Source organism: Acinetobacter baylyi DSM 14961 = CIP 107474 (assembly GCF_000368685.1).
GTDB lineage: Bacteria > Pseudomonadota > Gammaproteobacteria > Pseudomonadales > Moraxellaceae > Acinetobacter > Acinetobacter baylyi.
In genome coordinates this window covers 106849-126525 of the sequence record NZ_KB849627.1, presented here as the reverse complement: position 1 = coordinate 126525, position 19677 = coordinate 106849, and the positions used below count along the sequence as shown (strand labels likewise).

Sequence of the window (19677 nt, the reverse complement as noted above, 5' to 3'; positions counted from 1 at the left end):
TGGCTTTAATGTGAATATTAGATATCAAAAAAGATTGAATTGAGGATGTTGAAATAACAACAATAATACATTTTAGACTGTCTATCTATCAGCAACATTGAATCATTTTAATTTCCAAAATTTTATTAAGTTATTGAAATTAATTAAGTAAATTAAATGGCATGGAAGTTGCCAATACATGGATAGATTTATTTAAATGGAGTCACCATGTTTAAGGTTACAAAAATTAGGCAGAGTATTTTAACTGCTATGTGGGGAGTAACGGCGAGTGTTTCGACATTGGCTTTAGCAAACGATGATGCCGATGCAATTCCTGCTGAGCAACAAGCTCAAGTGGTAAATGCTAAAGATGTGAAAAAATTAGGCGATGTTATCGTTACTGCACAATATCGTGCACAAAACATTCAAAAAGTCCCGACTGCAATTACAGCGGTTTCAGGCAAAGATTTAGCCGCGAAAGGCTCAACATTTATTGGCGATGTTTTAACTTATACGCCCAATGCAGCAGCTGAAAACCCAGATGGTGATAGTCGTCCACGTTGGTATATTCGTGGTTTAGGAACTGGCGATGTTGCAGCCTCTACAGTTTTTCCAGTTGGTATTTATGCAGATGGGGTTTATTTAAATGCGCCTGTTGCTGGTGCTGGAGATTTATTCGATTTAGAACGTATAGAGGTTCTACGTGGTCCACAAGGCACGCTTTACGGTAAAAACACCACGGCTGGTGCAGTAAATTACATTTCACGAAAACCTGTTTTTACAGATAAACCGACTGGTTATGGAACAATAGGAATAGGCGACCATAATCTTCGTACTTTTGAAGGCGCCGTGAACGGAAAAATATCAGATAACGTTGCCGTACGGGGAGCGTTCTATTCAGAAGATCGCGATGGCTATGCAAAAAATTTAGCCAATGGTGAGCACTACGGGGATGTAGATAAAAAATCATTTCGCTTCCAAATATTAGGAAAGGTTAATGATGATTGGAATGCTTTGGTCAATCTACATAGTCAAACTTATAACGGTCTTGGAAATAATGGTTCTTTAAGTATTGGAAAATACTGGGGTGTTTATGAAAGACCACAAGGTCGAGATACAAATTTAGATTTACCTGAAAGTAATAAAATCCAACATGATGGTGCCTCACTTACACTCACAGGAGATTTAGGTGGCGGTCATACTTTTACATCCATTACTGCATTTGACAAAACCACGCAAAGATCTATTTCTGATGGTGACTATACGCCTTACGATGTAGCAAGAAGCTATAGCGATAATGAATGGCGCCAATATAGTCAAGAGTTTCGTATTTCTTCTGATGCTGAAAAAAGACTCAGTTGGATCGCAGGTTTTCATTTCTTCAATGAGGATTTGGACTCAACAGGCGTAAGTGCGCGAGTAAATAAAACATTACCGAATGGAGCTCCAGCCCAAACGGCGGGAACACCTGCCTTTAGAGATATCAGTTATAAACAGACCACACAAAGTTTTGCCTTATTTGGTAACAGCACCTATAAATTTACCGATAAATTTAAAGTAACAGGTGGTTTGCGTTGGACAAGTGAAGAAAAAGATATTGATCTAAATCTTGTTCAAATTACCTCAGGTGACTACACCAAAGGCAGTTGGTGGCAAAAGGATGCATACAGTAATGCAGTCTATAATTCAGCACCGAATGCAAATGGTTCAACAAGTCGTAAAAAGAGATGGAATGAGCTGACCTACGATATCACGCCAGAATATGAAATTACCTCTGATATCAATTCATACTTTCGTTTTGCTCGAGGTTTCCGTTCAGGCGGTTTTAACACGGGTCTTTCAAGTAGCCTGACGCAATTAGCAGATGTTAACCCTGAATATTTAAATAGCTATGAACTAGGTTTGAAGTCTAATTGGTTACAAGGCAATTTAACCGCCAATGCCAATATTTTTTATTATGACTACAAAGATATTCAAACAAACTTATTGGTGGCGACGGCTGGACAAGGCGGTGGTGTAACCTCAGTTTTAGCCAATGGCCCCAAGGCTGAGGTGAAAGGTGCGGAATTAGAATTAGATTATTTAGCGACCGATAACTTACGCCTACGATTAGCGGCAGCCTATCTGGATAGTGAATATACTAGCTTCGTAGACCGTAATCCGGTGACAAATGTAGTTAATGCAGACAATACGGGTAATGTATTAGTTCGATCACCTAAATATACATTGGGTATTGGTGGGGAATACACCTTTAATCTCGATAACGGTGCACGGTTAATTTTAGGCACAGATGCAAGTTATCGTGACCGTGAATTCTTTTTAGTCAATCGTCAAGATTATTCTGTTGACCCAATCTTGAGTCAAAAAGCATACACCTTATGGAATGCTAATATTGGCTATCACACTGCAAGTGATAAATACCAAGTCAATGCATATGTAAAAAATCTCTTAGACGAAGAATATCAAGTACACGGACGACCAAATGGTACAGCTGGCCAGTATGTCTTAACCTACGGAAACCCACGTCAAATTGGGGTTTCTCTCACTGCAAAATTCTAAAAATTTACGGAGAAAAAAATGGGAATTGAATTCTTTACACGGTTACCGCTTCATGGTGAGACAGAGTATTTACCAGGTGATCCACGCAATCGCGGTGATTGGACCAATAATGAAAATATTGAAAATACAGGAGCAGTCTCAAACTATGAAGTTGGCGACGATTTTACCTATATTGATTACCTAAGTCAGGTAGCCCGAGCAGCAGAAATCAATGGTTTTGCTGGTGCGCTCATGGTGAACGCGCCAACTGGCGAAGAACCTTGGACAGTATGTTCATTACTTGCAAGAGAAACCAAAAAACTTAACTTTGTGACTGCATTTCAGGCTTATCATTTTAGTCCATATAATGCTGTTCAAACTGCGGCAACTTATCAGCGTGCAACGGGTAATCGACTGGTTTGGAATATCATTAATGGTGGATCTGAAGTCATTCAACGTCAAGTAGGCGATGACTTACCTCATGATGAGCGTTATGCACGTGCTACAGAGTTTCTAGATGTTGTAAAAGGATATTGGAATAATCCCTCATTTCACTATAAGGGAAAGTACTATTCGGCAGAAGGCGGGGGGCTGAAATATCCACTTAATAAAGCAAGTCTTCCGATTATTTGTACAGCAGGTTCTTCTGAAGCTGCTCGAGAATTCGGAGCCAAGCATGCTGATTACTATCTGATGAGGGCTGAAAAACCTCAAGAAATTGCTTCACTAATTGCTGATGTCCGTTTACGAGCAAAAAAATATGGTCGTGAAAATATAAAGTTTGGCTTGTCAATAGATACAATTGCTCGCCGTACTGAACAAGAAGCGTTGGCAGAGGCACAGCGTTTTCTCGATGAAGCTGCTGAAAAGCAACGTTTACACGCGGCAGCAGCCCATGCGGGTTTACGTTCAGCGCGTGTATTAAGCTTTGAAAAAGAGTACGCCGAAAAAGATGGCAGTAAAAATGTTAGCGACTTTTTTATCCATCCAAATGTTTGGTCGGGGTTTGGATACATTGGAGTGCCACCAGGCGTTGCTTTAGTGGGGAGCTACCAACAGATCATTGAACGTATTCAAGAATATAATAGTATTGGTATTGAGTTGTTCTTTCTAGCTGGCTATCCACATCTTGAAGAGTCATACCGTCTTGGTGAACATGTTCTTCCACATTTTAAAAAGCAACGTCAAGCTTTACAGCGTATACCAGAAGAATCAAAGTATCGTATTGCCTAGAATCGCGCTCAATCCTATTCAACCAAGGCTTTGAATAGAAGCTTTGGTTTATTGCGTATGAGTACTTGTTGCATTGAATATAAGCAATTTATCATCGCCTTATATTCAATTCTCAGCAATTTACTATTTTTTTGTTCTATTTTCGATGGCAAATTTGAGTAAAGATGCACTGCGGTAAAAACCGTGCGCGAACTTTCCAAATGGCATCGTTATAAAGAAGGTCATGACCGTGGCTAAATGGAAAATCAGTAAGAGTGCCATGTATGGAGTATTACGAAATACCATAAGGGCTAGCCCTGAAGCGCTAACGATAAGTAGAAGGAAAATAAAACCTCGATCTACAGGTTTTTGCTCACGGTCACCATGCAAGGGATGGCGTTTCAGATTTAAATAGAGCAGGCCAGATGGCCCAATCACTAAGCCAAACCCACCCAACGTCCCTAAAATTACAGGCACGCTCAAGATAGGGTAAGGCGCATGTAGGTTGAGGAAATAGTGATATAACGTCGCTACAATGGTTGCTGCAAAGCACAACATAAAGCCATAAAACGTTAGGTGATGGAACACACGGCGGATTTGTGTATAACGATCATCTTGTTCATTACAGCCTTTGCCATGTCCACCATCTAAATATTTAAGCGTTAATACATTTTGAGAAGCTTGAACCAGATCGGGTTTCTCAACTTTGCCTTGAATAACGTTAGATGTTTGTCGCCAAAATTTACTAATGCCAATACCGAGCAAAACTATGGCAACGCTAAAGGTTGCTCCAAACAGTAGAGCCAAAAAGTTATGCGGGAAAATCGCATAGAAATTACCTTGATAGCCTGCAAACAGGTCGGTGCCTTTGTACCACACCACAGCGAGCATGCAAAAAAAGAAAATAAGTGTTAATACCGAGACAAAAGGAATACCCACAGATTTATAAAGTCGGCCTAAAGGTTGCGGGGTCGCAAACTCTTGGTAAGTTTCTAAACGTACTTGCGCCATCGCTTTTGGGATGTTTACCCCAAACTCTTGTGGCGGCGCATATTGGCAAGCGTGTAAACATGCGCCACAGTTATGGCACAGGTTTGCGAGGTAATGAATATCGGCTTGATTAAACTCAAGACGTTTAGTCATGGCGGCAAATACGGCACAAAACGACTCACAGTAACGACAAGCATTACAAATTTGTAGCGCTCTTTGAACTTCCTGCTCATGCTCAGAGAGCTGAACAACTGGAATTAAGGCTTTAGTACTAGCATTCATGTTCAACTCCTTGTGATAGTGCATAGCGGGCTGCATTTTTTCCGGCAATGCGTCCAAAGGTCGTGCCGATCGACATGCCAACGCCTGCGGTATAACCCTGGCCAAGTACGTTACCTGCCATCATTTCACCTGCCACAAATAAGTTGCGGCTGGCTTTATTGTTAAAACGCACAGCAGCATCGTCTTCGACTTTTAAGCCTAAATAAGTAAAGGTAATGCCGGGTTTAAGCGCATAGGCATAGAAGGGCGGGCGATCGAGCGGAACGGCCCAATGGGTCTTGTTGGGAACGATATTTTGAGTGGTACAATCGTCTAAAACCGTATGGTTAAAGGTGCCTTGTACGCAGGCTTGATTAAATTTGTCTACGGTATAGCTTAAGGTTTTTGCATCTAGCCCGATTTTTTCGGCCAGCTCTTGAATGCTATTTGCTTTTACCCCCGCAAACACAGGTGGCATAAAGCGACCAATGGCTTTTGAATCAATAATGGAATAGGCGATTTGCTGTGGCTGTTTGGCCACAAGGCGACCCCAAATCGCATAACGTTTTGGCCAGAAGTCTTCGCCTTCATCGTAAAAACGTTTGGCCTTGTTATTAACCACAATTCCCAGTGAAACGCAGTCAATACGGGTGCAGATGCCGCCGTCATATAACGGTGCGCGTGCATCTACAGCCACACAGTGCGATTGCGATGGATCACCAATCATATCGGCGCCTTGATCGATCATAAATTTGAGTAAGTTGCCTTGATTAAAGCGTGTTCCGCGGATAATGAAATTATCGGCAGGCCATTCACCGTTTTCATTTTGTCCCCATGCTGCCCTCAACCATTCTAAATTTGACTCAAATCCCCCGGCGGCCAATACACAGCTTTTTGCTTGAAACACACGGCCATCTTCTGCAATTGCAGCTTCAAAATGTCCTTCGTTTAACTTGAGGTCTTTAATTTTGGTGTTGTATAAAATCTCAATACCAAGTGCTTGCGCACTTCGGTAGTAGGCGTTGATGAGGGCTTTACCACCACCCATAAAAAATGCATTGGTACGCGCAACATGTAAAGCACCTGATAGTGGCGGCTGAAAATTGACACCATATTTACGCATCCAGTCGCGACATGTTGCCGTGCTACGAATGACCAGACGGGCCAAGTGTTCATTGGTTTTGCCAGCAGTGACTTTAAGTAGGTCTTGCCAATATTCTTCTTCGGGATAGGCATCGACCAGTACATCTTGAGGAGCATCATGCATGCAACGGAGGTTACGCGTGTGCTGTGAATTACCACCACGCCATTCTTTAGGCGCTGCCTCTAAAACTATCACAGAAGCACCACTCTCTTTTGCTGTGAGCGCGGCACACAGTGCGGCATTTCCACCCCCAATGACAATCACATCATGCATAGATTTCTTCCTTTTTTAGCTCAGGCTAATGTAGCTTTAAAAGGCAATATGCAGTGAGAGGCTCAGCTTGAATGGGTGTTTAGTAAAAATAAATACAAATGGCTTAAGTGTTTATAAGCTTCGCACTGGGCCAGCGCTTTTCTTGAATCAAGTTGGTTACACATGCACGAATCACCACTTTAGTGGCTAAAGTGGCAGGCGAGAGTTCTTCTTCAGATAAACTAATTAAATAGTTAATACGCTCAATGGCAGGTTCAACGACGCGTAGTAAACATAAATCTTGGCGTGAGTTTAATGCGGCACCCGCAGGCTGAATAGTCGCCATTTCGAGTTGGCTGATACTTTCCATCAGCAAATGCAGTCCATCAATCTCATAGGCCACTTTAAGTTGATGAATTTTTTGTTCGAGCAACAAGCGCAGGCCATGTCGTTGGCTCGGTAAAATCAGGGGAAGTGCTTTAAGCTGTGTATGCGTAATGGTTTGCGTGTCGATACAACTTTCAAGGTGATACTGACTCAGCACTTCTTTAGGCGAGATTAAAAACATTTGCTCTTTGACCAAAGGCTGTATAGCCCATTGTGGATCGACATCGTCACGAAAGATGATAGCCACATCGAGCTGCCTTGCATTAACTAAAGCTTTTAAATCACCCGATAATCCTTCTATTAAACGGACTTTAATGTCGGGGTAACGGTTTCTCATGAGTTTTAAAAAATGTGTGCCAATCACAGCCGCCACACTTGGTGAAAAACCGACGGTCACATGACCACTTAAGCGTGAAGAATGCGCAGAATCTACGGCATGCTCTAGGTGCCTAAGCGCCAGTTGTACTTGTTGAAAAAATGCTAAACCCGCAGGGGTGGGGACTGTACCCAAAGTAGTACGTTGTAAAAGGCGAATAGAAAGCTCGCTTTCTAATTTTGAGATTTGCTGACTTAATGCAGAAGTGCCAATATCGAGATTTTTTGCAGCTTTACCCAAACTTCCAGACTCGATCACGGCAATAAAATACTTTAATTGTTTGAGTTCCACGGCAAATACTACATTGTCCTTTGTTTATTATTCTACACGGGTTTATCGCTGTGCATTTTGTTCTATTATGCTGCGTAAACCGCCGAAAGAATAAAGGCAACATCCTCTCAAAATGCTGCCTTTTAGAGCTTTTATTGTTTAACCTGCTCAAGACCCTGTTCTTCAATCGTTTGTGTCGCTTGAGGCGATTTTACAAATTGAATCAGTTCTTTTGCTGCTTTTGCATGTTCAGAGTGTTTACCAATGCCAGCAGCAAATACCGTGACTTTTTGGTAAGGTGCAGGAATCGGGCCGACCAAATCAACTTGACCATATTGGCCAGTAAACGGTTTGATTTCACTAATTTGCTGGAAGCCAATATCAAACTGTCCTTCAGCAATACGTTTTGCAACGCGGTCGCCGACGACTTTTTCTGCTTTACTCGAAATTAATTTGTATTCGACCGGTGGAAAGCTTGGGAAAACATCTTTTTCAAGATGTGTACCACTCGCACTTGCTGAATAGCCAATGTGCTTAGCATTGAGTAAAACTTGTTCAAATTTTGCCGCAGAGCTAATGTCTGGCTTTGGTGCACCTTTGGGAACAGCCATGCCAATGCTTGAATTGACTAGAGCACGTTGTGAATGTGGATCGACATACCCTTTTTCTGCAAGCTTACTGAGTTCTGGAGCAGCCAGCATCACCACATCAAAACGCTCACCACGATCGAGACGGTTTGGAATTGCAGTGGGCGATGCACCCATAGATGAACCAGAAGACAGATGAACTGTGTGACCAGTTTGTTTTTCAAATAATGGAATGAGTTTTTCCATAGATGAATAAAAACCGCCAGAGCTGATCACTTCGAGCGTGTCTGCATGGGTGAATGTAGAGCCTAAACCTGCACCAGCTAAGCACATACTCAATACAATCGGAGATTTTTTCATAGTAACTCACTTGAAGGACACAAGAACACAGCACGGTTGCAATATGCACGCCGTGCTGTTCATTAAAATTTTCAAATGATGCTGACGTGTTAGACACTCAGTTTTGCTGGTTCAACAACTGCGTCAGGATTGTTCTTTTTAGCACCACGGCATAAATACAGGCTTGAGATCAGGCTACATACGGCAGCAAACATGAGCCAAAAAGCCGGAGTGCTTGGGTTGCCAGTGTGCTCAACCAAGAAGGTGCACGCCATCGGCGTCATGCCACCAAAAATCGCAGCGGCAAGACTAAATGCCAAAGAAAAGCCAACTGTACGTACGCGTTTTGGCATTACTTCTGCCAGCGTGGCAACCATGGTGCCGTTATACAGACCAAAGAAGAAAGAGAAGTACGCAAGTGCAATGATTAGGTTGGTAAAACTAATGTCACTGACCAACCAGCTTAAAACCGGATAACTGGTAAAAATTGCAAGTGTCGTAATGCCGACCAGCACAGGACGACGGCCAATTTTGTCGGAAAGCAAGCCACCCATAGGTAACCAGAAGAAATTGGATAACCCTACAAATACAGTTGCTAAAAGACTATCTGTGATCGACATTTCTAGAGTACGTTTTGCATAGACAGTGGTGTAAACCGTAATGAAATAGAACGTGGTCGTGGTCATGGCACTCATCATCATACCGGCCAGTACAATGCGCCAGTTACTTGCAAGCGTGCTAAAAATTTCTTTGGTCGTTGGATGGGTTTTTTGTGCTTTAAAGTCTTCTGTTTCTTCCAGCGTACGACGGAACACAAAAATAAGCGGAATGATCAAACATCCAATTAAAAATGGAATACGCCAGCCCCAGTCACTGACCTGAGCATGGCTCAATACGGAATTCAGCCAATAACCCAGTAACGCTGCAAATACTACTGCAATTTGCTGGCTACCCGATTGCCAACTAGTAATAAAACCACGGTTTTTGTCTGTGGCAATTTCGGCTAGATAAATCGATACACCACCGGATTCAACACCCGCAGAAAATCCTTGCAATAATCGTCCGATCACCACCAAGATGGGTGCAATGATGCCGATCGCATCGTAACTTGGAACAAAGGTAATTAAAATAGTACCCAGTGCCATTAAACTTAAAGTGATAATCAGACCTTTACGACGTCCCACGCGGTCGACATAGGCGCCTAGAAAAATCGCACCCAACGGTCGCATTAAAAAACCTGCCGCGAATACGGTAAAGGTCATCATAAGTGAGACGTATTCATTTTCTGAATGAAAAAACTTGGCTGCAATATAGGTTGCATAAAATCCAAAAAGAAAAAAATCATATTGTTCTAAGAAATTGCCACTGGTGACATTTAGAATTTTTTTAAACGTAGCACTACGTTTAGCAACCTGTTCCATTAAGACCTCCTTGGTCTGAAAAATGGAAACCATCACGTGTCTCTTTTTTTATGACCGCATGGTCCGTCTTAAGGTGTCGTATTGATCGTGACACAACGTCATGCAGATATTTTGGTAAGAGAGGGTGATACCGTGTTTCCAGTTCAAACGACTTATCAAAGTTTGATAAAGAACAATTCATTTATCATGTGGCAGGAATGTACGAGGAAAAACAGAAAAGGAGTGAGAGTCTAAAAGTAATTGGGTATTTAAAAAAATTAATGACCCTTTATAAAATGAGTTCGGAACACGGCCAGATTTGTGCCCGAATTAATTCTTTTACACAGGCTTTAATGGCTGATTTGGCTGCCAGTGCTGCTGGCGAAAGCTCTTCTTCTGCCAGACTGACCAGATAATTAATTCGCTCGATTTCAGGATCAATCACTTTTAAGAGCTGGATCTGGTGCTTGTATTTCTGTAAACAAGCACTTCCTGGCCGGACACTGGCCAGATCTAGATGAATCAGGCTATCCATGAGCAGGTGTAGGCCATCAATCTCATACACCACATTGAGTTGACCAATTTTGTGTTCGAGTAGTTTACGTAAACTGTGGCGCTGTCGGGGGAGGACCAGTGGAATATCCCCAATTTGCTGTGACTGAATAATGCCCGTTTGCAAACAATCCGACAAACCATGTTTGATCAGCACTTCTTTTCGTGCCATCAGATACATTTGCTCTTTAACCAAGGGCTGAATGGCCCATTGCTTATCAATTTCATGAGTAAAAATAATGGCTATATCAAGCTGGCGCGAATTAATTGACTGAATCAGATTGCCTGACAGCGTTTCGACAATTTCTAGGCGAATATCCGGGTAGCGTTCAGACATTAATTTCATTAAAGGGATGCCAATCAATGCACTGATGGTTGGCGGAAAACCCAAACTCACATGACCAGACAGACGTGCTGAATGCGCTGCATCAATCGCAAAATTAATCTGACGCAAAATTAATTGAGAGTGTTTTAAAAAAGCAAGACCCGCGGGGGTTGGGGTCACACCAAATGCATTACGTTGTAATAAACGAATGCAGAGCTCTTGTTCTAGCTTGGTAATTTGCTGACTAATGGCAGAAGCACCGACATCTAACTTTTGAGCGGCTTTACCAATACTGCCAGCCTCAACCACGGTTGAAAAATATTTGATTTGTTTGATTTCCATTCGAATGTATTCTTTTCTTCCTGTGCCCTAGATGATTCTATAAAACAAGTTAACCAATAAAGTAGATGTTATCAATATTGCTAGAAAAATGTTTAAGTGGTGTTGAAAATTTTCTACTGGTTTTAACCCAAATATTAAGCATGTTTTGATTAAATTTTTTCTTTAAAGTAAAATGAATAGGATGGATTTATTTTAAGACAATCATTTTTAATTTTGTTTTAATAATAGAGCTATTATGAATATATTTTAGCTGTGCAATACATTCATAATATTTTGGATATATTTATAGGATGCTCAAAGAAAATTAGTTTGGCATCAGTTTACTCCTCACCCGACACATAAACTGGCGACATCTGTCTCGCATCAATTGGCTGTTTGCAGCAGTCACAGGTCAGACTTGGACTGGTCAGTTGCCCACAGTTTTTATGCAGATAACGTAACTCAGGAAATTGCTTATTTTCATTCTGCCAAATATTGCCCCATGTACTCATCGTGACAATAATAGGGTACAGGGCTAAGCCTTTTTCAGTCAGCTTATATTCATAACGTTTTGGTGCTTCATGATACAGCACTTTCTCAAAAATCTTTTGTTCCACCAAACGGTTAATACGCTCGGTCAGCAAATGACGGGTGATGCCTAACTGCTTTTGAAAATCATCAAAACGTCGGGTTTTCATAAAAGCATTACGAATAATCAGCAAGGTCCAGCGGTCGCCAAAAATTGACAAAGTCCGTGCAATAGGACAATTCATTTCACCGAGTTCATGCCATTTCATCGCAATACCATCTATATGTCTTTACAGGAAGCGGGCTGTCATTTTAGGACAACTTGAAGGATTAAGATATCCGCTTTATTGACAACTTATCAAGGCACCTATATTTTCTTATTGAGTTCCTTTTTGGAACTTAATATTTTGAGATCTATTCTTGAGGTGAATTATGTCTGCGTCAGTGTTAAAAGAAAAATCAAAGCAAAAGATACCTACATCATTTCCTGTCCGACGTATGGATTATGAATTTCAGGATATGCCCAAATACTGGTGTAACAATGAACCAACCTTTACCCATTATTTCACAGGCCTTTCCACCCTATTTCCAGAAGGAGAGTCTTACTTTGTTCGTTCGGTCAGGGCTTTACGAGACCAAGTCAAAAGTAACCCGCAACTGGATCGTGATATTGGCGCATTTATTGGTCAGGAGGCGATGCATTCCAAAGAACATCATGCCTTCCATGTTAGTGCACAACAATATGGGCTAGATCCTGAATCATTAGAAAAATCGACAGGCATCATCCTTAAAGCGATTGAACGCACTTTTCCGAAAAAGTGGAATCTATTGGTGACAGTTGGACTGGAACATTACACCGCAGTACTGGTGGTGGAGATGATGAAAAACGTTAATGAATTAATGACGGATACCACCATTCGAAATCTCTGGTTATGGCACAGTGTCGAAGAGACCGAACACAAAGCGGTTGCCTATGACATGTATGAATATCTCTATGGCAAAGGTTTAGATGCTTATATCCCGCGGGTTGCGATTTTTAGTTTGAGCTTGGTCCTCATCACAACCTTCTCGAATGTCTACCAAGTGGTGTTAATGTCCAGAGACAAGCAATTACTGAATCTGAAATCGTGGGCTAAGTTTGCAGGCTTTACCGTACAATCCTATCGAAAACTGGTGCCACAATTTTTCTCTTATTATCGTCGTGACTTCCATCCAAATGATACCGATGAGTCGGATATCGTGGCAAAAACCAAAATCAAAATTGGTTTATCGCCAGAACAATCGACTTTTATTCATTAATCAGCGAGAAAAATACCCTGGGTTACACATCGCCAAGTGAGTAAATATCTGTAAGATAAGTTGAGCCAGCATTGCGCTGCTCGTTTGTCATTCAGATCAATTCAATAAAAAGATGGAAATATAACAATGAGTACAGTGGTTTTACATCAATGGGAAATTTCACCATTCTGCAAAAAAGTCGCGCGGATGTTGCAGTTTAAAGGCATTGCATTTGAAACTGTGAATTATAATGGGGTATTGGGGGCTAAAGTCCCAAGACTCAGCAAAGTCGGCAAAGTCCCTGTGCTAGATATCAACGGACAACGCATTCAGGACAGTACTAAAATTGCCCGTTATCTGGATGAGGCATATCCAGATTTGCCACTTTTATATCCTGTAGATCCATTACAAAAAGCCTATGTCGAATTGTGGGAAGACTGGTCGGACGAATTGTTATATTTCTATGAAGTATATTTTCGGGTCAGTGATGCCGATGCCTTAAATCGTGCGGTCGCGATTAGTGCGGAAGGTCGTCCCAAGCATGAGATTGTATTGATGAAACCTTTGCTTAAAGCCGCGTTGAATCTGCAGGTGAAGATGCAAGGCACAGGACGAATGGCGAAGGCGGATATCGAGGCAGAATTTACTCGGCATTTAGAGCGCATTGAGTTGGTATTGGGCCAAACGGGCTGGCTCGTCGGTGAGAGCAAAACCATTGCCGATATTGCAGTGGGTTCACAACTGTTAGAAGTGGTGCGTACCAGTAAAATCTGGGGGCCAAAAATTAACAGTTATCCGCATATTCAGCATTGGATACAACAATTATGAATCGGTCAAATCAAGACATAACGCAGCCAACAGCGATTATTGCAGTGGTTGGCGTGGGTGCCGAGCAAGGCATTGGTGCAGCAGTCTGTCGCCGTTTTGCTCAGGAAAAATTCAAAGTCTATGTGGCGGGGCGAACCTTAAATAAGGTTGAAAAAGTGGCAGCGGCAATTCATCGCCAAGGTGGGCAGGCGGTGGCTTATGTGCTAGATGCTGAAAATGAGCAGCAGCTGCAGACCTTGTTTGATCATTTAAACGATCAGCCAGAAGCATTGGCCGCGGTGATCCATAATGTGGGCGGTAATATTCCTTCGATCTTTTTACAGAGTAGCCTAAAGTTTTTTAGCCAAATGTGGCGTTCCACCTTTTTATCCTCAGTGTTGGTGGCGCAGCGTAGTTTAAGCATTTTTCAAAAACAGCAGCAGGGCACATTGATTTTTACGGGTGCCAGTGCCTCATTGCGGGGTAAACCTTTTTTTGCGGCATTTAGCATGGGCAAGTCTGCGCTGAGAAGCTATGCCTTGAATTTGGCTGAACTCTATCGCTCGCAAAATATCCATGTGGCACACGTGATGGTGGACGGCATGGTCGATGGTGATCGTGTCAATAAAGCCTTATGGGGATTGGGACGGCTGGCGCGGTTAACACGCGGTACGGGTGGTTTAAATATTGATGCAATTGCTGAAAATTACTGGATGCTCTATCAGCAAAATGTTGATTTATGGACGCATGAACTGGATTTACGTCCTTATCAGGAGAAATTCTAAGATGATTAAGTTGCTGCCGCAATGGTTAAAAGCCCAACAAAAAGTGCAGGGTTGCGCGGTGATCGTGGGCAATGATATACAGGCGTTGAGCCCGCTTTTTAGCCCCAATATACCTGTTTATCAACTTCAGCATGATGTGACACAAACACAGTCACAGCTTGAGGTTCAAGCACAGAGGCTGATCCGTGTACGACTAAATCTGCTTGATGCGGCTGCACTCAAAAGCGTTATACGGCAGATTCAGAAATCAGGGTATTTTGTCGATTTATGCATTTTTCAGCCTGACTTTGTGTTCGCTAAAAATAGCCATGCATGGTCCGCTGAACAGCTTGAGAACTATTGGCAAAACACAGGCTTAACTGCGGTGAGTATTGCCCAAGCTGTGATTCGTCAGATGCTGTCTAAACAGCGAGGCACCTTGATTTTTCTAGGAACTCAACAACCAATCGAATCGGAGCAGGATTTACTCAGTCAAAGCATGTCTGCCAGTATTCGAGCTTTAGCACAGTCCTTGGCTAGGGATTTTCACCCCAAGGGAATTCATGTGGTGTATTGTGTAGTACCGCATGGACAAACTGCAAAGCATGAATTGATGCAATCACTGCAACAGACTTGTTGGCATCTGTACCAACAACCTAAATCGACATGGAGTCAGGAGTTGCGCTGAGGATTATAAAATCATACAGATTCAATCGTTGAGCTGAAATCCCTATATATAGGTATCTTTGGTATTATTTGTTATTCAGAATTATCTCATACTATTATAGAAGCGTTTTTATATTCCTAATAAAGAAAATTATTCATGGATAGTAATGATCTACACTATTATTTAAGCGATTAAGAGTCGCAATTTTTTTAAAAGAGCTAATTGAGCGATCAACGTTTATTGTTATTAATTATTTAGAAAATAGTATTAATTGGAGAATTATGGGTGTTATTAAACCTCTTTCATAAATCAAAAAGTGTTCATCATTTTATTTTTTTCATTCTGAAAAATTTTAGATTTTCATGCATAATCTGTGTGTGAAATATCTCGACTCAAAAAAGCTTTCTGATGCCCAGTTTAAGCGTTATATAGGCGTATCACGTTCAATATTTTTTCTCATAGTTGAACAAATGCAGATGCAAATTACCCCTAAAGGCAGACCATTAAAACGGTGTCTTAAAGATCAAGTTTACTCTGTTTAAGTTATTGGCGAGAATACCGGATCTTATTTTATGTTGCTGCAAGTTACGGTGTATCAGAGCCAACAGTTTCCAGAATAGTTCATCAAGTTAAAGATACTTTAATCCAGTCAGGTTTGTTTAATTTACCCAGAAATATCTCCGCAGGTGAAGGTATAGACTGGAATGTTGTGATCATAGATGTCACTGAAATTCCAATACAAAGACCTAAAAAACAATCGAGTTGCCATAGTGGTAAGAAAAAGCTCACATATTTAAGATTCAAGCAATCATTCACAGTAGAACCCAGTAAATACTATGCATGAGCAAAGGTGCTGTACATAATTTTGAGCTGTTCAAGTGTAATTTTTATGTAGTCTCAAAAAATTCATTTATTCTTGGAGATAAGGGTTATCAAGGTATTTATGCGCTATATGCTGATAGCCTGTTACCAAGCAAGGCTAAAAAGCGTTGTGGATTATATTCTGTACCAATAGGATATCATCGGGAAAATGAATAAAACAAGAATTGGGGTTGAGCATGTATTTGGTACATTAAAGACTTTCAAGATTTGAGTGGAATGTTATCGAAATAGAAGCAAACCAATTTTGGCTTAAGGCTCAATTTGATTGCATGAATCTATAATTTAGAGCTGAGTAAAAAGTAATTTATGAAAGAAGTTGAGTATATTTTAAGTGTATGATTGTTTTTTATATATTATATTTTCAGATATCATTAAACGATGATTTAAAATGTTCACTTAAATGAATGTTAAATTAAAAATTTTAAAATCTCATTAATTAAGTAATATTTATTTATAAATATCATTTCATTACAATTGGTCTATTTAACTATACAAAATTTTCATTTATTGTTAAAAATTAACTCAAATTAATATTTTAAGAATGAGAAATCAAGTATCTATAAATAGATTAATTTTCGATGTGTTAAATCGCTTTGAGCAGTACTCAGCTGAAGAGAAATTAAATCAACGACCACTTTTGCTTAAAAATTTGATCCATTCTGCTGGGAGATTGCCTGAACCTGCTTCTAATGAGACTTATCAACGCTGGCAAATTTTTGCTCAGATTGCTGGGTTTGATTTAAGTTTAGCTAAGCTTTTTGAGTCACATTGTGACGCTCTAAGCATTCTGCATGAGCTCGGATATGAAAATGAAATCGATGAGAAGACATGGGCTGTTTGGGCTGCCGATGGTGGGCCAGCGCCGTTAAAGGTCGAAAATGGGCGTTGTTTGGGAATTAAACCGTGGTGCTCAGGTGCTGAATTTGTTCAAAAAGCATTAATCAGTTTTAAAGACCAACACGGGCAATCTCAGCTCTGCATTGTTGACCTTAACCAACCCTCGATCACCATTGATCTAGATCAATGGCAAGCCGTAGGCATGCAAGGTACACAGACTGCCAGAGTCAATTTTCAGGATACAGCAGTCAAACTCATTGGCCGTCCCAATGATTACCTTGATCGGGCTGGTTTTTGGCATGGTGCTGCGGGTGTTGCAGCTTGTTGGTATGGTGCGGCAGTACGGTTAATGGATGAGCTGCAACAAAGCTGTCTTAAAACCCCAAATCCTTTTAAAAAAATGCATTTAGGTCAATTGGCAACTCAAGTTATGATAACCCGACAATATTTCCAATACGTCGCACAACTGATTGATAGTCAACCCAAGCTCAGTCATGAACGGGAAGTACGGATATTGCGTGCACAGGCCGAAAAAAGCTGTCTGGCGGTTATTGAAGGCGTTGGAAAAGCGTTAGGAGCAAGACCTTTTTGTGAACAAGCGAGTTTTGCCAGTCTAATGGCAGATTTACCAGTATTTATTCGGCAAAGTCATGCGGCATTTGATGATGAGCAAATTGCTGAGCGATGTTTACAGGAGCAAGTGTCATGGCAGCTTTAAAACATCCTTTGGTTGAAGATCGCATCATTGAAGGGCAAGGTACATCTAGAGAACAATGGTTACATGCATTTTTTCAACAGCCCCTCTCACCACTGAATCTTGAAAAATTTCACTCGAAACGAATTGTGATTGTGGCACCGCATCCAGATGATGAAATACTCGGTTGTGGCGGCTTGATGCAACAGTTGATTAATTTGAATTGTCATTTATTGATTATTGCCGTCAGCAATGGTACCCAAAGCCATCCGAATTCAAGCAAATATAGTCCAGAACAATTAAATCAAATTCGTCCACAAGAAAGTCTAGCGGCATTACATTGTTTAGAGGTTTCAGATTTTGCTCAACGAATTGCCTTAAATTTACCAGATGGACAGATTCATTTGCAGACAGAGCAACTTTGGCAAGCATTAGACGCGCTGGTTCAAGCAGAGGATATTCTGATTTGTAGCTATGCGCAGGATGGACATCCCGATCATGAAGCGGTAGGAAAAACGGTACAAGCCTTTGCTTTAGCGCATGATCTAGCATATTTACAGGTGCTGATCTGGGCATGGCATTGGGCGCGGCCGTTAGATCCGCGTATCAACTGGCAACAGGCCAGAGCTTATAGCTTGACGCAAACGCAATTAATCAAAAAACGTCAGGCCATTATGCAGTTCAAAAGTCAGATCGAAGCTGATGAGAGTACAGGAAATGCTGCGGTTTTATCTGCAGCAATTATCGAACGTTTATTGATGCCTTGGGAGGTTTATCTTTGTGAATGATTCTAGTCAATATTTCGAAGATTTATATCATACCAATAATGACCCTTGGGGCTATGATCATCATTGGTATGAGGCTCGTAAAAGGCAGATTTGTTTGGCATTGCTTACTCAACCGCGTTATTCATCAGTGCTGGAAATCGGTTGTTCCAATGGTCATTTAAGTTTTCATCTAGCCCAACGTGCTGATCAGCTTTTATGTGTAGATGTTTCTGCACATGCTATTCATTGGGCTTCGCAACGTTTACAGAATTTGAATCATGTGAGTGTTAAACAGAAAAAAATACCTGAAAATTTTCCTGAACAGAAATTTGATCTGATTGTTATTAGTGAAGTGGCTTATTACTTATCACTCACTGAACTACATGAATTTATCGATCAGCTCAAAGACAGCCTAACGCTACAGGGGGAAATTCTGTGTTGTCACTGGCGACATACTATTCAGGACTTTGAACTGGATGCTCATCAAGTCCATCATCATTTAAAACAATCTTTACCTTTCGCTCATTATTTAAGTCTGAATGATCCAGATTTCATCATTGATATCTGGACGGTAAATACTTCATCTTTGGCAAAACAGCAGGGATTAATATGAAAATAGGTATTGTTATCCCGGCTCATAATGAAGAACAGCATTTATCTGCCTGTTTGCAGTCGATCCAACAGGCCATACAGCACACGGGCCATGAACAGGTCGAGATTTTAGTGGTGTTGGACAGTTGCACGGATCAGTCCCGCTCGGTTGTAGAATCACATCAAGTGAACTGGATTGAATGTAATTTTGCTTGTGTAGGTAAGGCGAGAGATCTTGGCATTCGACAGTTAATTGATCAGGGCGTGATCTGGGTCGCTTGCACGGATGCCGATACCATTGTTGATTCAGACTGGATACTCTGCCAAATGCTACATCAACCTACAGATGCCATTTGTGGAGTCGTTACACTGGATGATCTTAGTCACTTATCAGTACAACAACAGCAAAAATATCTGGCGCACTATCAAGACAGCATGGATCATCAACATATCCATGGGGCGAATTTAAGCTTTAGTGCCGAAGCCTATATTCAGGCAGGTGGCTTTGAACCTATTCCTTGTCATGAGGATGTCTCATTAATTGAAAAATTTATTAAACAATGCTGTAAAGTTACTCGGAGTAATCTGGTTCGTGTCACCACTAGCAGCCGATTAAATGGACGTGCACCAGAAGGTTTATCGTACTTTTTAAAACATCTATAAAATTCATCTGATTCGATTGAAAAAGTTAACCCATACTGGCTTTGTTGGACAAGGATTTATAATTTGAAATGTCTTTAACTCGTTTAAATTTAAGTGACAAATTGGCTATGGAGTTGGGTTAATTCTGTAAATTTATTTAAGATAGCTACACGTGCATGCATTTTATTCACTTGACTGTAAAAATGTTTCGCTGACAATTTATCACCTAATAACTTAATGCTTGGGATTGTTGAGGTTTTACATTAGTCCATTTGCTCCATTAATTT

At 41.0% G+C, this 19677-nt stretch carries 18 protein-coding genes and 1 pseudogene; 11 read left to right on the top strand and 8 right to left on the bottom strand.

Features of this window, described 5'->3' with window-relative positions; translation table 11 throughout:
- Nucleotides 1-207: 207 nt before the first annotated feature.
- On the top strand, nucleotides 208-2538 hold the full coding sequence (locus F952_RS07680) for a TonB-dependent receptor (protein ID WP_004925222.1): 2331 nt from the start codon (nucleotides 208-210) through the stop codon (nucleotides 2536-2538).
- 18 nt (nucleotides 2539-2556) lie between these two features.
- Nucleotides 2557-3750 (top strand): LLM class flavin-dependent oxidoreductase, encoded by a 1194-nt coding sequence (locus tag F952_RS07675; protein WP_004925221.1) that lies wholly within the window; start codon nucleotides 2557-2559, stop codon nucleotides 3748-3750.
- 123 nt (nucleotides 3751-3873) lie between these two features.
- On the opposite strand, the gene tcuB is transcribed toward F952_RS07675, so the two are convergent.
- From tcuB to F952_RS07640, 7 genes are all read right to left on the bottom strand, one after another.
- Nucleotides 3874-5001, bottom strand: coding sequence for a tricarballylate utilization 4Fe-4S protein TcuB (tcuB, locus tag F952_RS07670; RefSeq protein WP_004925218.1), 1128 nt, complete (start codon nucleotides 4999-5001; stop codon nucleotides 3874-3876).
- The gene (gene tcuA, locus F952_RS07665; protein ID WP_004925214.1) at nucleotides 4991-6397 is read right to left on the bottom strand and encodes an FAD-dependent tricarballylate dehydrogenase TcuA; all 1407 of its coding nucleotides are present in this window, start codon (nucleotides 6395-6397) and stop codon (nucleotides 4991-4993) included. The genes tcuB and tcuA overlap by 11 nt, the downstream gene beginning before the upstream one ends.
- A gap of 103 nt (nucleotides 6398-6500) precedes the next feature.
- Nucleotides 6501-7430, bottom strand: a complete 930-nt coding sequence (locus tag F952_RS07660; RefSeq protein ID WP_004925211.1) for a LysR family transcriptional regulator — start codon at nucleotides 7428-7430, stop codon at nucleotides 6501-6503.
- 131 nt (nucleotides 7431-7561) lie between these two features.
- Nucleotides 7562-8356 (bottom strand): substrate-binding domain-containing protein, encoded by a 795-nt coding sequence (locus F952_RS07655; RefSeq protein ID WP_004925208.1) that lies wholly within the window; start codon nucleotides 8354-8356, stop codon nucleotides 7562-7564.
- Between the two features lie 89 nt (nucleotides 8357-8445).
- On the bottom strand, nucleotides 8446-9756 hold the full coding sequence (tcuC, locus tag F952_RS07650; RefSeq protein ID WP_004925205.1) for an MFS transporter: 1311 nt from the start codon (nucleotides 9754-9756) through the stop codon (nucleotides 8446-8448).
- Nucleotides 9757-10024: 268 nt separating this feature from the next.
- Nucleotides 10025-10954 carry a LysR family transcriptional regulator gene (locus F952_RS07645; RefSeq protein ID WP_004925203.1) on the bottom strand — a complete coding sequence of 310 codons (930 nt, stop codon included), beginning with the start codon at nucleotides 10952-10954 and terminating at the stop codon, nucleotides 10025-10027.
- 320 nt (nucleotides 10955-11274) lie between these two features.
- On the bottom strand, nucleotides 11275-11730 hold the full coding sequence (locus F952_RS07640) for a winged helix-turn-helix transcriptional regulator (RefSeq protein WP_004925200.1): 456 nt from the start codon (nucleotides 11728-11730) through the stop codon (nucleotides 11275-11277).
- Nucleotides 11731-11893: 163 nt separating this feature from the next.
- Between F952_RS07640 and F952_RS07635 the strand changes: the two genes are divergently transcribed.
- From F952_RS07635 to F952_RS07600, 9 genes are all read left to right on the top strand, one after another.
- Nucleotides 11894-12760 (top strand): metal-dependent hydrolase, encoded by an 867-nt coding sequence (locus tag F952_RS07635; protein WP_004925197.1) that lies wholly within the window; start codon nucleotides 11894-11896, stop codon nucleotides 12758-12760.
- Between the two features lie 126 nt (nucleotides 12761-12886).
- On the top strand, nucleotides 12887-13567 hold the full coding sequence (locus F952_RS07630) for a glutathione S-transferase family protein (RefSeq protein WP_004925194.1): 681 nt from the start codon (nucleotides 12887-12889) through the stop codon (nucleotides 13565-13567).
- Nucleotides 13564-14331 (top strand): SDR family NAD(P)-dependent oxidoreductase, encoded by a 768-nt coding sequence (locus F952_RS07625; RefSeq protein WP_004925192.1) that lies wholly within the window; start codon nucleotides 13564-13566, stop codon nucleotides 14329-14331. Before F952_RS07630 ends, F952_RS07625 begins: the two co-directional genes overlap by 4 nt.
- 1 nt (nucleotide 14332) lies before the next feature.
- Nucleotides 14333-14998 (top strand): Rossmann-fold NAD(P)-binding domain-containing protein, encoded by a 666-nt coding sequence (locus tag F952_RS07620; protein ID WP_004925189.1) that lies wholly within the window; start codon nucleotides 14333-14335, stop codon nucleotides 14996-14998.
- A gap of 541 nt (nucleotides 14999-15539) precedes the next feature.
- The gene (locus F952_RS17175) at nucleotides 15540-15821 is read left to right on the top strand and encodes a hypothetical protein (RefSeq protein WP_197535391.1); all 282 of its coding nucleotides are present in this window, start codon (nucleotides 15540-15542) and stop codon (nucleotides 15819-15821) included.
- A gap of 579 nt (nucleotides 15822-16400) precedes the next feature.
- A complete protein-coding gene (locus tag F952_RS07615) occupies nucleotides 16401-17414 on the top strand; it encodes an acyl-CoA dehydrogenase family protein (protein ID WP_004925186.1) in 1014 nt (337 codons plus the stop codon).
- Nucleotides 17402-18178, top strand: a complete 777-nt coding sequence (locus F952_RS07610) for a PIG-L deacetylase family protein (RefSeq protein ID WP_004925182.1) — start codon at nucleotides 17402-17404, stop codon at nucleotides 18176-18178. Before F952_RS07615 ends, F952_RS07610 begins: the two co-directional genes overlap by 13 nt.
- Nucleotides 18171-18770, top strand: a complete 600-nt coding sequence (locus F952_RS07605) for a class I SAM-dependent methyltransferase (RefSeq protein WP_004925178.1) — start codon at nucleotides 18171-18173, stop codon at nucleotides 18768-18770. Before F952_RS07610 ends, F952_RS07605 begins: the two co-directional genes overlap by 8 nt.
- Nucleotides 18767-19411, top strand: coding sequence for a glycosyltransferase family 2 protein (locus F952_RS07600; protein WP_004925176.1), 645 nt, complete (start codon nucleotides 18767-18769; stop codon nucleotides 19409-19411). Before F952_RS07605 ends, F952_RS07600 begins: the two co-directional genes overlap by 4 nt.
- Before the next feature lie 89 nt (nucleotides 19412-19500).
- Here the strand turns inward: F952_RS07600 and F952_RS16860 are convergent.
- Nucleotides 19501-19629: pseudogene (locus tag F952_RS16860) on the bottom strand (IS5/IS1182 family transposase); the annotation flags it as partial.
- Between the last annotated feature and the right edge of the window lie 48 nt (nucleotides 19630-19677).

Excerpts from the sequence above, each read along its gene's own strand:
- tcuC (WP_004925205.1), bottom strand. The coding sequence starts at position 9,756 with ATGGAACAGGTTGCTAAACGTAGTGCTACGTTTAAAAAAATTCTAAAT.
- F952_RS07600 (WP_004925176.1), top strand. The coding sequence starts at position 18,767 with ATGAAAATAGGTATTGTTATCCCGGCTCATAATGAAGAACAGCATTTA.
- F952_RS07630 (WP_004925194.1), top strand. The coding sequence starts at position 12,887 with ATGAGTACAGTGGTTTTACATCAATGGGAAATTTCACCATTCTGCAAA.
- F952_RS07645 (WP_004925203.1), bottom strand. The coding sequence starts at position 10,954 with ATGGAAATCAAACAAATCAAATATTTTTCAACCGTGGTTGAGGCTGGC.
- tcuA (WP_004925214.1), bottom strand. The coding sequence starts at position 6,397 with ATGCATGATGTGATTGTCATTGGGGGTGGAAATGCCGCACTGTGTGCC.
- F952_RS07675 (WP_004925221.1), top strand. The coding sequence starts at position 2,557 with ATGGGAATTGAATTCTTTACACGGTTACCGCTTCATGGTGAGACAGAG.
- F952_RS07615 (WP_004925186.1), top strand. The coding sequence starts at position 16,401 with ATGAGAAATCAAGTATCTATAAATAGATTAATTTTCGATGTGTTAAAT.
- F952_RS07610 (WP_004925182.1), top strand. The coding sequence starts at position 17,402 with ATGGCAGCTTTAAAACATCCTTTGGTTGAAGATCGCATCATTGAAGGG.
- F952_RS07620 (WP_004925189.1), top strand. The coding sequence starts at position 14,333 with ATGATTAAGTTGCTGCCGCAATGGTTAAAAGCCCAACAAAAAGTGCAG.
- F952_RS07625 (WP_004925192.1), top strand. The coding sequence starts at position 13,564 with ATGAATCGGTCAAATCAAGACATAACGCAGCCAACAGCGATTATTGCA.
- tcuB (WP_004925218.1), bottom strand. The coding sequence starts at position 5,001 with ATGAATGCTAGTACTAAAGCCTTAATTCCAGTTGTTCAGCTCTCTGAG.
- F952_RS07640 (WP_004925200.1), bottom strand. The coding sequence starts at position 11,730 with ATGAAATGGCATGAACTCGGTGAAATGAATTGTCCTATTGCACGGACT.
- F952_RS07655 (WP_004925208.1), bottom strand. The coding sequence starts at position 8,356 with ATGAAAAAATCTCCGATTGTATTGAGTATGTGCTTAGCTGGTGCAGGT.
- F952_RS07635 (WP_004925197.1), top strand. The coding sequence starts at position 11,894 with ATGTCTGCGTCAGTGTTAAAAGAAAAATCAAAGCAAAAGATACCTACA.
- F952_RS07680 (WP_004925222.1), top strand. The coding sequence starts at position 208 with ATGTTTAAGGTTACAAAAATTAGGCAGAGTATTTTAACTGCTATGTGG.